This is a genomic window from Streptomyces sp. NPDC018000 (assembly GCF_044328025.1).
Lineage (GTDB): Bacteria > Actinomycetota > Actinomycetes > Streptomycetales > Streptomycetaceae > Streptomyces.
Genome location: NZ_JBIRGM010000003.1, coordinates 142,231 through 155,666, shown reverse-complemented (window position 1 = coordinate 155,666; position 13,436 = coordinate 142,231). Strand labels below are relative to the sequence as shown.

At 68.0% G+C, this 13,436-nt stretch carries 15 protein-coding genes; 4 read left to right on the top strand and 11 right to left on the bottom strand.

Features of this window, described 5'->3' with window-relative positions; all coding sequences use genetic code 11:
• Nucleotides 1-15: 15 nt before the first annotated feature.
• Entirely contained in the window at nucleotides 16-768 is a 753-nt protein-coding gene (locus ACH4EW_RS09180) for an MBL fold metallo-hydrolase (protein ID WP_398253646.1), read from the bottom strand.
• A gap of 177 nt (nucleotides 769-945) precedes the next feature.
• Here ACH4EW_RS09180 and ACH4EW_RS09175 point away from each other — a divergent pair, with 177 nt between their 5' ends.
• On the top strand, nucleotides 946-1,452 hold the full coding sequence (locus tag ACH4EW_RS09175) for a type II toxin-antitoxin system PemK/MazF family toxin (RefSeq protein ID WP_398253644.1): 507 nt from the start codon (nucleotides 946-948) through the stop codon (nucleotides 1,450-1,452).
• A 66-nt stretch (nucleotides 1,453-1,518) separates the two neighbouring features.
• Here the strand turns inward: ACH4EW_RS09175 and ACH4EW_RS09170 are convergent, their stop codons facing one another.
• The 7 genes from ACH4EW_RS09170 to clpS all read right to left on the bottom strand — a co-directional run bounded on the left by ACH4EW_RS09170 (nucleotide 1,519) and on the right by clpS (nucleotide 6,635).
• Nucleotides 1,519-2,469 carry a PLP-dependent cysteine synthase family protein gene (locus tag ACH4EW_RS09170; RefSeq protein ID WP_398253642.1) on the bottom strand — a complete coding sequence of 317 codons (951 nt, stop codon included), beginning with the start codon at nucleotides 2,467-2,469 and terminating at the stop codon, nucleotides 1,519-1,521.
• Complete coding sequence (locus ACH4EW_RS09165) at nucleotides 2,469-2,780, bottom strand: MoaD/ThiS family protein (RefSeq protein WP_398253639.1); 312 nt, start codon at nucleotides 2,778-2,780, stop codon at nucleotides 2,469-2,471. The genes ACH4EW_RS09170 and ACH4EW_RS09165 overlap by 1 nt, the downstream gene beginning before the upstream one ends.
• 105 nt (nucleotides 2,781-2,885) lie before the next feature.
• Nucleotides 2,886-3,011, bottom strand: a complete 126-nt coding sequence (locus ACH4EW_RS09160) for a putative leader peptide (RefSeq protein WP_398253637.1) — start codon at nucleotides 3,009-3,011, stop codon at nucleotides 2,886-2,888.
• A gap of 143 nt (nucleotides 3,012-3,154) precedes the next feature.
• Entirely contained in the window at nucleotides 3,155-3,586 is a 432-nt protein-coding gene (locus ACH4EW_RS09155) for a Mov34/MPN/PAD-1 family protein (protein ID WP_398253635.1), read from the bottom strand.
• 199 nt (nucleotides 3,587-3,785) lie between these two features.
• A complete protein-coding gene (locus ACH4EW_RS09150; RefSeq protein WP_398253633.1) occupies nucleotides 3,786-5,225 on the bottom strand; it encodes an amino acid permease in 1,440 nt (479 codons plus the stop codon).
• 466 nt (nucleotides 5,226-5,691) lie between these two features.
• Nucleotides 5,692-6,276: a DUF2017 domain-containing protein gene (locus tag ACH4EW_RS09145; protein WP_398253630.1), complete on the bottom strand. Its 585-nt coding sequence runs from the start codon at nucleotides 6,274-6,276 to the stop codon at nucleotides 5,692-5,694.
• A 44-nt stretch (nucleotides 6,277-6,320) separates the two neighbouring features.
• Nucleotides 6,321-6,635, bottom strand: coding sequence for an ATP-dependent Clp protease adapter ClpS (gene clpS, locus ACH4EW_RS09140; protein WP_398253628.1), 315 nt, complete (start codon nucleotides 6,633-6,635; stop codon nucleotides 6,321-6,323).
• A gap of 78 nt (nucleotides 6,636-6,713) precedes the next feature.
• Between clpS and ACH4EW_RS09135 the strand changes: the two genes are divergently transcribed.
• Nucleotides 6,714-8,042: a nicotinate phosphoribosyltransferase gene (locus tag ACH4EW_RS09135; RefSeq protein WP_398253626.1), complete on the top strand. Its 1,329-nt coding sequence runs from the start codon at nucleotides 6,714-6,716 to the stop codon at nucleotides 8,040-8,042.
• A 138-nt stretch (nucleotides 8,043-8,180) separates the two neighbouring features.
• Nucleotides 8,181-8,765: an isochorismatase family protein gene (locus tag ACH4EW_RS09130; RefSeq protein ID WP_398253623.1), complete on the top strand. Its 585-nt coding sequence runs from the start codon at nucleotides 8,181-8,183 to the stop codon at nucleotides 8,763-8,765.
• Between the two features lie 30 nt (nucleotides 8,766-8,795).
• Here the strand turns inward: ACH4EW_RS09130 and ACH4EW_RS09125 are convergent, their stop codons facing one another.
• Both ACH4EW_RS09125 and ACH4EW_RS09120 read right to left on the bottom strand, forming a co-directional pair.
• The gene (locus ACH4EW_RS09125) at nucleotides 8,796-9,110 is read right to left on the bottom strand and encodes a hypothetical protein (protein ID WP_398253620.1); all 315 of its coding nucleotides are present in this window, start codon (nucleotides 9,108-9,110) and stop codon (nucleotides 8,796-8,798) included.
• Nucleotides 9,111-9,396: 286 nt separating this feature from the next.
• Nucleotides 9,397-11,748, bottom strand: coding sequence for an immune inhibitor A domain-containing protein (locus ACH4EW_RS09120; RefSeq protein WP_398254753.1), 2,352 nt, complete (start codon nucleotides 11,746-11,748; stop codon nucleotides 9,397-9,399).
• Between the two features lie 419 nt (nucleotides 11,749-12,167).
• Here ACH4EW_RS09120 and ACH4EW_RS09115 point away from each other — a divergent pair, with 419 nt between their 5' ends.
• Nucleotides 12,168-12,533 (top strand): hypothetical protein, encoded by a 366-nt coding sequence (locus tag ACH4EW_RS09115; protein WP_398253618.1) that lies wholly within the window; start codon nucleotides 12,168-12,170, stop codon nucleotides 12,531-12,533.
• Between the two features lie 24 nt (nucleotides 12,534-12,557).
• Here the strand turns inward: ACH4EW_RS09115 and ACH4EW_RS09110 are convergent, their stop codons facing one another.
• A complete protein-coding gene (locus tag ACH4EW_RS09110) occupies nucleotides 12,558-13,328 on the bottom strand; it encodes an RDD family protein (protein ID WP_398253616.1) in 771 nt (256 codons plus the stop codon).
• Nucleotides 13,329-13,436 lie beyond the last annotated feature (108 nt).

Here is a 13,436-nt window from a genome sequence, read left to right as displayed (position 1 = left end):
AGGTCTCGCAGACCGCTAGACCTCGTAGACCGCGCCGGGTGCCGCCACCTCCACCGGCCCGGCGTAGAGCAGGCGGGCATCGGCCAGGTTGCGATCGGCATCGGTCCACGGAGGGATGTGGGTGAGCACGAGCCGTCCCACTCCGGCGCGGGCGGCGATGTCGCCCGCCTCGTGGCCGTTGAGGTGAAGGTCCGGGATGTCCTCCTTGCCATGGACGAACGATGCTTCGCAGAGGAACAGATCGACGCCCTCGGCGAGTTCGTCCAGGGCCTCGCAGGCGCCTGTGTCGCCGGAGTACGTGAGCGAGCGGCCTCCGTGCTCGATCCGGATGGCGAAGGAGTCGACGGGGTGGCAGACCTTCTCCGTACGGACCGAGAAGGGGCCGATCTCGAACGAGCCCGGCTTCAGCGTGTGGAAGTCGAAGACCTCACTCATCGCCCGCTCGGACGGGGTGTCGCCGTGGGCGGTGGTCAGCCGCTGCTCGGTGCCGTCGGGACCGTAGACCGGAATGGGTGCGGGACGGCCGCCGTCGTGCCGGTAGTAGCGGACGACGAAGTACGCGCACATGTCGATGCAGTGATCGACATGCAGGTGGCTGAGGAAGATGGCGTCGAGGTCGTAGAGACCGACATGGCGCTGCAGCTCGCCGAGGGCGCCATTGCCCATGTCGAGGAGCAGCCTGAAGCCGTCGGCCTCTACGAGGTAGCTCGAACACGCTGATCCCGCGGACGGGAACGAGCCCGAGCAGCCGACGACGGTGAGCTTCATGGAGCGTGAACCTCCGGGGCGTGGGAACGGGGAGGGTTCGTGCGGTCTGTTGAGCGGTTTGTCGAGCGTAAAGCTCGAAACAGCCGGTCGCTCCCCCACAGCCATCCGTTGTGGGCGAACTCACCTGCTCTGTCACCGGTTCGATGGATGGGGTGGGGAGGCCGGTACGGTCGGGACATGGACATGTCCTGGTGGTGGATCGCGTTCGCCGTTGTCGTGCTGCTCGCGCTCGTAGCGGCGGTTGCCGATGGGCGGGGGCGGGGCGGGCGACGGCCGGGCGGTCGTTCCGGCAGGTCGGCGGGTACGCGCTCCGGTGGTCGTCCGGGCGGGCGGACGCGTCCGCCTGCGGGGCCGGGGCGTGGGCCGGAGCCGGAGCGGAGGCCTCGGCCGGGTGAGATCTGGTGGGCCGAGGTGCCGTACGAGGACGGGCCCGGGGCGAAGGACCGGCCCTGCCTGGTGCTGTCGGTACGGGGTGACTCGGCGCTCGTCGCGAAGATCACCAGCAAGTATCACGAGGAGCGGTCCGGGGTGATCGCGCTGCCCGCGGGGACGGTGGGGGATGCGCGGGGGCGGGAGAGCTTCCTGGAGACGGACGAGTTGCGGGAGGTTGCGGTGCGGGGGTTCCGGCGGCGGGTGGGGGTGGTGGATCCGGGGGTGTGGGAGCGGGTGCGGAAGTTCGGGTGAGGCGGGAGGCCGGCGGGGTGAGCGTGGCCGTGGCGCACGCCCACCCCCATGTGCCCCAGACAGGCCCTAAGCCCAGAGCTGGCCGTGCAGCGTTTTGATGGCTGCTTCTGTTGTCGAGGCCGTGTAGACGCCCGTCGAGAGGTACTTCCAGCCGCCGTCCGCGACGACGAAGACGATGTCGGCCGACTCCCCCGCCTTGACGGCCTTGTTTCCCACTCCGATCGCGGCGTGGAGTGCGGCGCCGGTGGAGACGCCCGCGAAGATGCCCTCCTGCTGGAGGAGTTCGCGGGTACGGGTGACGGCGTCCGCCGAGCCGACGGAGAAGCGGGTGGTGAGTATCGAGGCGTCGTAGAGCTCGGGGACGAAGCCCTCATCGAGGTTGCGGAGTCCGTAGACCAGGTCGTCGTAGCGCGGCTCGGCGGCGACGATCTTGATGTCCGGATTGTGTTCGCGCAGGAACCGGCCGACGCCCATCAGTGTGCCGGTGGTGCCGAGGCCCGCCACGAAGTGGGTGATGGTGGGCAGGTCGGCGAGGATCTCCGGGCCGGTGGTGGCGTAGTGGGCGCCGGCGTTGTCCGGGTTGCCGTACTGGTAGAGCATCACCCAGTCGGGGTGCTCGGCGGCCAGTTCCTTGGCGACGCGTACGGCTGTGTTGGATCCGCCCGCCGCCGGGGAGGAGATGATCTCGGCGCCCCACATGGCGAGGAGGTCGCGCCGTTCCTGGGAGGTGTTCTCCGGCATGACGCACACGATGCGGTAGCCCTTGAGCTTGGCCGCCATGGCGAGCGAGATGCCGGTGTTGCCGCTGGTGGGTTCCAGGATGGTGCAGCCGGGGGTCAGCCGGCCGTCCTTCTCGGCCTGTTCGACCATGTGGAGCGCGGGGCGGTCCTTGATCGAGCCGGTGGGGTTGCGGTCCTCCAGCTTGGCCCAGATACGGACGTCGTCCGACGGTGAGAGCCGCGGCAGGCGGACGAGCGGGGTGTTGCCCACCGCGGCGAGCGGGCTGTCGTACCGCATCAGTTCCTGCCCGCCCGTCGCCCGGCCGTCGCCCCGGCGGCTCCGCCGGCGACGGCCGGGAGGACGGTGACACTGTCGCCGTCGCTGAGCTTGGTGGAGATGCCGTCGAGGAAGCGGACGTCCTCGTCGTTGAGGTAGACGTTCACGAAGCGGCGGAGTTCGTCGCCGTCGACGATGCGCTCACGGATGCCGTTGTGGCGGGTGTCCAGGTCCGTGAAGAGGTCGGCGAGGGTTTCCCCGTTGCCCTCGACGACCTTGGCGCCGTCGGTGTAGGTGCGGAGGATGGTCGGGATGCGGACCTCGATGGCCATGGCGTGGGCTCCTGTCGAAAGCGAAAGAGGTGACGTGGGCGCGCGAATCTGCCCCCGCGCAGGGGTTGGTGCGTGACGGATGGGTGCTCGGGCCGCGAGCCCGGCTCAGGCCTTGCGGCCGACGGGCAGGCGGCTCGTACAGATCGCGCTGGAGAGCCTGCACAGGTCGACGTGCAGCCGCGCCACGAGCAGCATGCCCGGCGTCTTGTCGCTCACGTCATGGGGAACCATGCGGTCATCGTATCGATTCCCGGTCCGCAATCCGGAGTGTGATCTCACCTGTCGGATGGTCGGTGTTCGACAGGTGGACGGGACCGTGGTGGGCCCGGCCCCGTCCGGCCGGTGGAGTACCGGGTTCGGGCGGTGCGAGGCGGTCAGGCGGCTTCGTACGCCTCGACGACCTCGACGACCTCCTCGGTGATCTCGCCGTCCACGATCCGGTAGGAGCGGAACTGGAAGGGGCCCGCGTCGTCGGTGTCCGCGGTGGAGACGAGGACGTAGTGGGCGCCGGGTTCGTTGGCGTACGTGACGTCGGTGCGGGACGGGTAGGCCTCGGTCGCGGTGTGCGAGTGGTAGACGATCACCGGCTCCTCGTCACGGTCGTCCATCTCTCGGTAGAGCTTGAGGAGGTCGCCCGAGTCGAACTCGTAGAAGGTGGGCGAGCGAGCGGCGTTGAGCATGGGGATGAACCGTTCGGCGCGGCCGGTTCCGGCCGGCCCCGCGACCACGCCGCACGCCTCGTCGGGGTGGTCGGCGCGCGAGTGCGCGACGATCTGGTCGTAGAGCGTCTGGGTGATGGTCAGCATGGCTGCCAGGATAGGCGGGCCGGTGGCCAAGGGCTGTCCCGTGGGGAGCGGGGGAAGGAGCGGGACCTGGTGCGTGCGGCCCGCCTTCGCATGCGGGCCCCCGCGTACCGAGGGGTGGTACGCGGGGGCCCGCATGGTGGACCGGTTGGTGGGGCGGCCGGTCGTCCGGGGATGGCTCGGGGTTCGTGCGGAGATGGCCTCAGCTCTTCGCGAAGGCCTTGTTCTCGGGGTTACGGGCCCTGAGCACCAGGTACGAGACGCCGAGGACGACCGCCCAGAGCGGGGCGCAGTACAGCGAGATCCTGGCGTCCTTGTCGATGCCCATCATCACGATGACCATGCCGATGAAGAACAGCGCGAAGATGCTGGTGAACGGGGCGCCGGGGGCCCGGAAGCCGGACTGCGGGAGGACGCCGCGGTCTGCGAGGCGGCGGTAGCGGATCTGGCAGATGAGGATCATGATCCACGCCCACATGCCGGAGATGGTGGCGAAGGAGACGACATAGGTGAAGGCGTCGCCGGGCCACTGGTAGTTGATCCAGACGCCGACGAGCATCAGGGCGGCGGAGAAGGTGGTGCCGACGAGCGGGGTGCCGCTCCGGGTGAGGCGGGTGAAGAACTTCGGGCCCTGGCCGTTGAGCGCGAGGTCGCGGAGCATGCGGCCGGTGGAGTACATGCCGGAGTTGCAGGAGGAGAGGGCGGCGGTCAGCACGACGAAGTTGACGATGCCGGCGCCGATACCGAGGCCCATCTTCTGGAAGGCGGCGACGAACGGCGAGACGTCGGCCTGGAACTCGGTCCACGGAACCACGGAAAGAATCATGATGAGCGCGCCGACGTAGAAGACGGCGATGCGCCACGGCACGGTGTTGATGGCCTTGGGCAGGACGGTCTTCGGGTCCTTGGACTCGCCTGCGGTGACGCCGACGAGTTCGACGGCGAGGAAGGCGAACATCACGATCTGCAGGGTCATCAAGGTGCCCGAGATGCCGTGCGGGAAGAAGCCGCCGTCGGCCCAGAGGTGGGTGACGGACGCGGTGTCCCCGGCGTCGGAGAAGCCGAGGGTGAGAATTCCGGCGCAGATGAGGATCATGCCGACGATGGCGGTCACCTTGACCATCGAGAACCAGAATTCGAGTTCACCGAAGAGCTTTACGGAGATCAGGTTCACGCCGTAGAGGATGATCGTGAAGATCAGGGCCGACACCCATTGGGGAATATCGAACCAGAACGTCATGTACTGGGCGGCTGCGGTGACTTCGGTGATTCCGGTGACGACCCAGAACAGCCAGTAGGTCCAGCCGGTGACAAAGCCGGCGAAGGGACCGATGAATTCGCGGGCGTACTCCGAGAAGGAGCCCGACACCGGTCGGTACATGAGGAGTTCGCCCAGGGCCCGCATGATGAAGAAGATCACCAGGCCCGCGATGGCATAGGCCAGGACGAGGCTGGGCCCGGCCTTGGCGATCGCCTTTCCCGCGCCGAGGAAGAGGCCGGTGCCGATGGCCCCGCCGATGGCGATCATCTGGATCTGGCGGGCGCCGAGGGTCCGCTGGTACCCCTCGCCCGCCGCGCCGGCATCTGCGACCGCTGCGGCCTTGCGGCCGTCTTGTCCCTTGTCTACCTGCGCCGATGTCATGTGCTGCGCCTTTCTCCACGCCGATCCGCGCCGTTGAGGCTGCGGATCAGGTCCTGATCCCCCCGGATATGGATGGAGTGCCGCCGGCGGTGGCCGGCTTGTAGCGCCCTCGGGAACAGAGGTGGCGTCCCCGAGTGGTCGTGAAGATTTACCACGGGCACATGGGTGGATCACCGGACATTATGTGGCACACGTCACAGGAAAAAGCGGACAAGCGTTTCATGTCGCCACAAAAGAGACTGTTCGGGTGACGGGATTGTTATTCAGATTTGAGCATTCTTTGAGCAAATGCGGTGCGTGAGTGGCCAAGAAGCCCGTGAACGAACACTCGGGAAGTCCGTGAAGTGAATGATCGGGAAATCCGTGAGCGAGTGATCGGGGATTTCTTGAGCGAATGATCCGGAAGTCCGTGAGCGAGTGATCGGGAAATCCGTGAGCGAATGATCGGGAAATCCGTACGCGGGAACTACGGCATCAGGGTTTCCACGAGGGTTTCCTGGAGCGCACCGAGCCAGAGATAGGCCATGACCATCGGCTTGCGCGGGTCGCTGTCGGGAAGCCGGTAGAGCGAGCCGGCCTCGCCCTCGTCGTCGTCGGAGACGTCAAGACGGGTGCCGATGGTCAGCCGGAGATCATTCAGCGCACCGAGCCAGTGGCGGCATTCGTCGCCGGTCAGCTTCAGCACGGTGTCGCCGGCCTTGTTGACGGAGAGAGCGTCCAGGGTGCGTACGACAGTGAGGGCGTCGTTGCGCTTACGGGTACGCAGATCATTCTCGGTGAAGCGGCGGAACTCGGCGGAAGCGGCGCGCAGTTCACTGTCCTCGTCGCCGTACGCCTCGGGAAAGAGGCGGGCCAGGGCGGGGTCGGTGGGCGGTTCGCTGGGCCCTTCGGCGAAGAGGGCGGCGAGGGGATCCGCACCCTCGGCGGGCTCTTCGCCGGGACCGATCAGTTCCAGCAACTGGACGGCGAGGGAGCGCAGGATCGCGATCTCCACCTCGTCGAGCGCGACGGCCGCGCCGCCGTCGGGGGTGGCCTCGAAGTGGCCGGCCATGGGTTTTCTCCGATGGTGGGTCGGGCGGGGCAGAGGAGATCGGTCTAGTTGCGGTCCTGCGTGAGGGTGGCCCACAGCCCGTAGCCATGCATGGCCTGGACGTCGCGTTCCATCTCCTCGCGACTGCCGCTGGAGACGACGGCGCGGCCCTTCTGGTGGACGTCCAGCATCAGCTTGTGCGCCTTGTCCTTGGAGTAGCCGAAGTAGGCCTGGAAGACATAGGTCACATAGCTCATGAGATTGACCGGGTCATTGTGGACCAGCGTCACCCAGGGGACGTCGGGCTCGGGGACAACGAAACTCTCCTCGGCCGATTCGGGACGCTCGATCTCTGTGGGGGCGACGCTCACGCACCCCATGCTGCCACCCGAGGGCGGTCATCGCACAAACGACCCGACATCTCGTCACTCTGACGACATAGAGGTAGCATCCAGGCCATGAACTCTGCGGACCTTGGGCGACGGGTCGGTGTGCCGTCGACCGCGCTCTTCACCGACCAGTACGAGCTCACGATGGTGCAGGCCGCCCTGAAGGCCGGCACGGCCGACCGACGCTCGGTCTTCGAGACGTTCACCCGCCGGCTGCCGGAGGGGCGGCGCTACGGCGTCGTCGCGGGCATCGGACGGGTGCTGGACGCGGTGGAGAACTTCCACTTCGACGACGAGATGCTCACCTTCCTGCGCGAACAGAACGTCGTCGACGGGCCCACGCTCGACTGGCTGGCCGACTACCGCTTCAGCGGCGACATCTGGGGTTACCCGGAGGGCGAGGTGTACTTCCCCGGCTCGCCGATTTTGCGGGTCGAGGGCTCCTTCGCCGAATGCGTGCTGCTGGAGACGGTGATCCTCTCGATCCTCAACCACGACTCGGCGATCGCCGCGGCGGCGTCACGGATGTCCGCCGCGGCGGGCGGGCGTGGGCTGATCGAGATGGGTGCACGCCGCACCCACGAACTGTCCGCTGTGGCGTCGGCGCGCGCCGCGTACATCGGCGGCTTCGACAGCACATCCGACCTGGCCGCGGGCTTCCGCTACAACATCCCGACCGTCGGGACGAGCGCCCACGCCTTCACGCTGCTCCACGACACCGAGCGCGACGCGTTCCAGGCCCAGATCGACTCGCTGGGCCGGGGCACGACGCTGCTGGTCGACACGTACGACGTCGCCGAGGCGGTCCGTACGGCGGTCGAGGTCGCCGGGACCGAGCTGGGTGCGGTACGGATCGACTCCGGGGACCTGCTGCTGGTCGCGCACCGGGTACGGCAGCAGCTGGACGAGCTGGGCGCCACCGCGACGAAGATCGTGGTGACATCGGATCTGGACGAGTACGCGATCGCGTCGCTGGCCGCGGCGCCGGTCGACGCGTACGGGGTCGGCACGCAGCTGGTGACCGGCAGCGGTCAGCCCACCTGCTCCATGGTCTACAAGCTGGTCGCCCGCGCCGGGTCCGCCGACCCCACGGAGCCGCTGTGCCCGGTCGCCAAGAAGTCGCTCGGCGCGAAGACGTCGGTGGGCGGCCGCAAGTGGGCCGCGCGCCGGCTGGACGAGCACGGGGTGGCCGAGGCAGAGGTGATCGGCGCCGGTCCCGTACCGGCGGAGCTGGCCGACCGGCAGCTGCTGGTCGAGCTGCTCAGGGGCGGCGAAGCGATCGCCCGTGAGCCGTTGGACGCGGCCCGTGAGCGGCACATCGCGGCGCGGGCGGGGCTGCCGATGTCGGCGATCCAGCTGTCCCGCGGGGAGCCGGTGATTCCCACGGAGTACGCGTGAGGGGGCGGGCGAGAGAAAAGCGACCGGGGCGCCCGGTGACCCTTTTGCCCCGTTCCCTCCCTGAACCGCGCCCGGGTCTCTAGGCTCGAATACGTCCCCCATGACCGCCGATCCGTCCCCCATCGAAGGACACCCTCCATGCACCGCGCCTTGATCGTCGTGGACGTTCAGAACGACTTCTGCGAGGGCGGCAGCCTCGCCGTGGCGGGGGGCGCCGATGTCGCTGCCGCCATCACCGACCTGATCGGCGACGCTCAGCCCGGGTACCGCCATGTGGTGGCCACCCGCGACCACCACATCGACCCGGGCAGCCACTTTGCCGCACAGCCGGACTTCGAGCACTCCTGGCCCGCGCACTGTGTCGCCGGCACGGAGGGGGTGGGCTTCCACCCCAATTTCGCCCCTGCGGTCGCCTCGGGGGCGATCGACGCGGTGTTCGACAAGGGTGCCTACGCCGCGGCGTACAGCGGCTTCGAGGGCATCGACGAGAACGGCGTGGGGCTGGCCGACTGGCTGCGGGCCCGCAAGGTCACCGAGGTCGACGTGGTCGGCATAGCGACCGACCACTGTGTGCGGGCGACGGCGCTGGACGCGGTCCGGGCCGGCTTTACGACGCATGTGCTGCTCGACCTGACCGCGGGGGTCGCCGAGGAGACCACGGAGCGGGCGCTCGAGGAGCTCCGCAGGGCGGGCGTGAAGCTTTCCGGGAAGCCTGTCGTGTAGCCCCGGGGGCGAGAGCTGCCGTGGTGCGCCTCAGGCAGGGCGGAGCAGCGCTCGGATCGGGTGCCAGAGCTCTTGGGCCCGCTCCGGTCTCGCTCGCCAGAGCACCCCGTCCGGGTGGTGCAGCACGGCGGTGATCTCGTCCGGGGTGGGCGGCTCGGCGTTGCCGCGGAGGTAGACGGCGCGCAGGCCCAGATTGCGCAGCCGGGTCAGCGCGCGGGCCCGGTTGGCGGCGTGCACCAGGACCCGGACGGGAGTGCCCGGACCCGTTCCGTCCGTTGGACCGGTCAGGCTGATTGCCACCACCACCCTGCCGTTCGGCAACTTGCTGAAGCCTCCGCCTGCCATGCTCCACGCTCCCCCGTGAGACATCATGTCAACAAGACCGACCGGCACATGGGGGGGCGGCGTCGCGGGGCTGGGTACGCACATCTGCGGCGTTGTCGTCAATCACCAACGCTCCGCGTTGACTCAATCCTCCGCCTTGCAGCTGCACGCACCCAGCCCCGCTCCTTCTCCCACCCCCCATGTGCCGGTCGGTCTAAGGTTCTGGTCAAGACGCACCTAAACACGATCGGCCGCCGCCCGCTAGAGGGCGACGGCCGATCAAGCTCTGACCTGCGGCGATACGGGGTTACTTGTGCGAGGCCCCGACCTTGACGGTCATCGTCGAGCCGTCACGCGGCTCGCTGACGATCGTGATCCGGGTGTTCGTGTCAGCGACCTGAACACTTCCGGTCTTGTTTTCCTTGTACCAGTACGTGCCCTTGTGGTCGTCGAAGACCGGGACGCCGAGCTGCGGCTTGATCTGCACCGGCACATCGGCGTTGTGCAGCGTGAAGCCGTCGGTCGCGTACCAGCTGAAGGGCGCGTCGAAGGGCTGGATCTTGTTGCGGATGATCGTGCCGTCCGCCCACTTCAGCGGCTTGGCGTGCGCGTCGACCGGCAGGATCAGGCCCTTGCCCGGGTGGGTCGAGACGTTGTTGTCCTTCTGGGAGGTGTCCCAGAGCCAGATGAGCAGACCGTTCTGGTACGGGTAGTGCTCGACCCAGTCCGGACGGGTCTTGGAGAAGCCGAAGTTGTACGGGCCGACCTTGAGGGTCTTGTCGTAGCTGACGTACTGGCGGTTCTCCGCGAGGTAGTACTGCGGGTAGTCCTTGGTGAACGACTCGCCGACGCGGGAGAAGCCCTTGGCGGTCCAGCCGTTGTCGTCGCCCTCGGCGTTGTCCGTGAACAGCGCGGCACCATCGGCGTTGACCGAGATGGTGTCGGCCGCGAAGCCGACGCCGCCCGCGCCGCCGTCGGTGGCGTAACGGAAGCGGATGTCGATCTTCTGGCCCGCGTAGGCGTCCAGCGGGTAGGAGAGCGTCTGGTACTTGCCGGAGACGTCGGTCAGAGCCGGCTTGTCGCTGGCGTCGCGCGGGATCGCCTTGCCGTCGGCCGTGCCGTCGATCGCGGTCCAGCTAGTGCCGCCGTTCGTGGACACCTCGGCGTAGAGGTAGTCGTAGTCCTTCTCGATGTCCCACCAGCCCGAAAGGTCGAGGGACGCCTTGGACTTGCCGGTCAGGTCGACCGAACGGGACAGGGTGTTGTTGAGGTTGTCACCCCTGTCGCTCCACCACTGCTTGGAGCCCTCTGCGGGCTTCGTGACAGCGGTGGTGACGGCCTTGTCGGGCAGCGTGACGAGAAGCGCCTGCTTGTCCTTGGTGTTGTACTCGGACACGCCCAGCTTGTGGATGGAGTTCGTCGCGGCCTTGGCCTTGCCGTAGTTGAGCCAGCCCAGCTGGAGCTTGTCCCAGGAGGTCATGTCGCCGGGCAGGTCACCGATCTGGTTCTTACCGGTGCCGAGCCAGGAGCCGGCCGACATCAGGGACCAGAAACCGACCGAGTTCTCGGCGCGGTTGGTGGTGTCGTACAGGTCGGGCAGGCCCAGGTCGTGGCCGTACTCGTGGGCGAAGACACCCAGGCCGCCGTTCTCGGGCTGCGCGGTGTAGTCGCCGACCCAGATGCCGGTGTCACCGATCTCGGTGCCGCCGGCCTTGTTGCCGTCCGGGCCGGTCGCACCGGCGTTGGTGCCGTACGCGTACCAGCGGTGCGCCCAGATGGCGTTCTCGCCCTCGACGCCGCCGCCCGCGGACTCGTCCTCACCGGCGTGGACGATCTGGAAGTGGTCGATGTACCCGTCCGGCTCGTTGAAGTTGCCGTCGTTGTCGAAGTCGTAACGGTCCCACTCGTCGTACTGCGCCAGGTCCGTCTTGATCTGCTCGGGGGTACGGCCCTTGGCCTTCTGGTCGGCGGCCCAGGCGTTCACGCCGTCCTTGATCATGTCCCAGGCGTTGGCGCAGTTGCTGGAGCCGCAGTAGTTGGACCCGTAACGGGCCTCGTTGTACGGCACCTTGACCCAGTCGGAGACCTTGCCGTCGACCGAGTAGCGCCCGGAGGACGTCTTCTCGTAGTACGTCTTCAGGGAGTCCTTACCGGTGCCCTCGCCGAAGTAGAGGTCCTGGAAGTGCGCCTGGTTGTAGTCGGCCTGCCAGGCGGTGCTGTTGTCCTTCTTGGGGTCCGGCTTGGCTATCTGGTTGTGCGCCGGGCCGGGTGTGCCGCCGTACTTCGGAACGGCCGGCTCGGGGCCGTCGCCGTCCGGGTCGAACATGGTCGTGTTGTCGACCTTGTCGCCGAACTCCACCAGGACGGTGAAGATCTTGTCGGTCTTCTCGCGGCCGAGCTCGACGTACTTCTTGTCGTCGAGCTTGACGACCTTGGAGCCGCCCCGCGTCGACACCTTCTTGTCGCCCGCTATGACCTTCTCCAGAGCGGCCTGACGCTGGGCGTCCTGCTGCTTGCTGAAGGGGCCGTCCAGGTCATGTGCGTTGCCCTTGGCCGAACCCGGGTCGCGGCGCTCGGCCACGGGCGACTTCGCCCCCGCGGTGCGCTCGTCCGCCTGGGCAGTGGCGAAAGCCGACGCCGTGGCGGCAGTGGCGGCCATGGCCACGACAACCGCTGCGGCGCGAAGCGCCTGCCTGTTAGTGCTCACTTGATGCAGTCCTCCCCGGCGCCCGCGGCTGCGGCCTGGGGTGGTGTGGTGGGGCCGCGCGCGGATACGCGTCACAAGTGACGACATTCGACCGGAGTTACGCGGAAAAAGACAGACCTTGACTTGAACAGGCCAAGTGCACTATGCAGGAGTGCATTTCCGATATCCGGACGTTCACCGTGCAGCCAACCGGCGCGTCACGGACGGCGCTTGGAAAACGAAATGACTCCGTGCGCCCCCCGTGCACTGGTACCGCGGGATAGGTGATGCTTACTGCCGGTTCCTCACGGGCATCCACCGTCGTAGAGTCGCTCGACAGTGCGACCGTGTCGAGAGACTGCCCATCCGATGCCCCGAGGACGGATACCGACATGCCGCGCATCAATGCCGCACAGCTCTCCTACGGTTCGGTCACCGTCGTCTTCTCGACCCTCGCCATGCTGCTGCTCTCCCGCACGGGTTCGGGCCTCGGCATCGCCGTCATCGGGACCGCGGCGCTTGCGCTCGGCCTGCTGGTGGCCGTGACCGTACCCCACCCGTCCCGGACGAAGACAGCGAAGTCGGCGAAGGCCGGGGCGGCAGTCCGCATGAACCAGGATGCGGTCTCCGCCGCCGTCGAGGCCGAGGGCCTCGCCCGCGACGGAGCCCAGGCCTCGATCCCGCCGGCCCGCACGGCCCAGCAGCGTGCCGCGGCTCGTGTGGACGAGCTCCTGGGCGAGCATTCCCTGCGGAGCTGACGCACATCGCCTCGGCCCAGGGCCTCAGTTGGTCTGGACGACCACGGTCTTCGCCGCCTTGTCATGGAGGCCCTGCCGGTACGGCTTGTCCGTGAGCATGAGTGCGATGATGACCAGCCACCACAGGCACGGGCAGCACAGCAGTGCCGGCACCCACAGCACCACGGCGCGCAGGAACGACGCACTGGTGTCCGGCACCCTGCCGTCGTTGAGCATCGCGACCCGGAGCTTCAGCAGCCGCTTGCCGATGGTCCGGCCGTCCTTGTGCGTGAAGTACGTGTCGTACGCGACGTAGAGCACCAGACCGATCAGCCACCAGAGCAGCTGATGCCCGTTGTACGTCTGGCTGAAGGCATCACCGAGGTCGCTGTTGCCTCTGTTGTTTCCATTCATCCCGACCACGCCGCCCCACGGCAACGAGATCAGATACAGCGGGATGAAGACGATCAGGAGGTCGATCAGCCGGGCCAGAATCCGCTTGCCGGGCTCGCCGAGCGGCGGCATACCGGCCAGCGGATCCACGCCCCCGTACGGGCCACCGCCGCCGTAGGCACCAGGATCGTACGGCGGCGGAGGAGGAGGAGGAGGAGGCGGAGGAGCGCTGTCGTAGGGCGAACCCGACGGCGGCCCCTGCGGACCCTGAGGCGCCGGAGGTCCCTGAGGCTCTTGAGGTCCCTGAGGCGCCTGAGGTCCATGCGGTCCCTGCGGCTCCGGCTGCCCTTGCGGTTCCTGCGGCTTCTTGAGGAACGGGTCGTCCTCGGGCGGCTGACCGGACGTCGGCTGATCGTTGCTCATGGGGGCAGTGCACCCCGGCACACGGGCGCCCGCAACGGCTCAGGTGCGTTCGGGGGAATGCACGAGCCCCGAAGGCCCCTCCCCCGATGAGCCGTCAGCCGGTGGAGT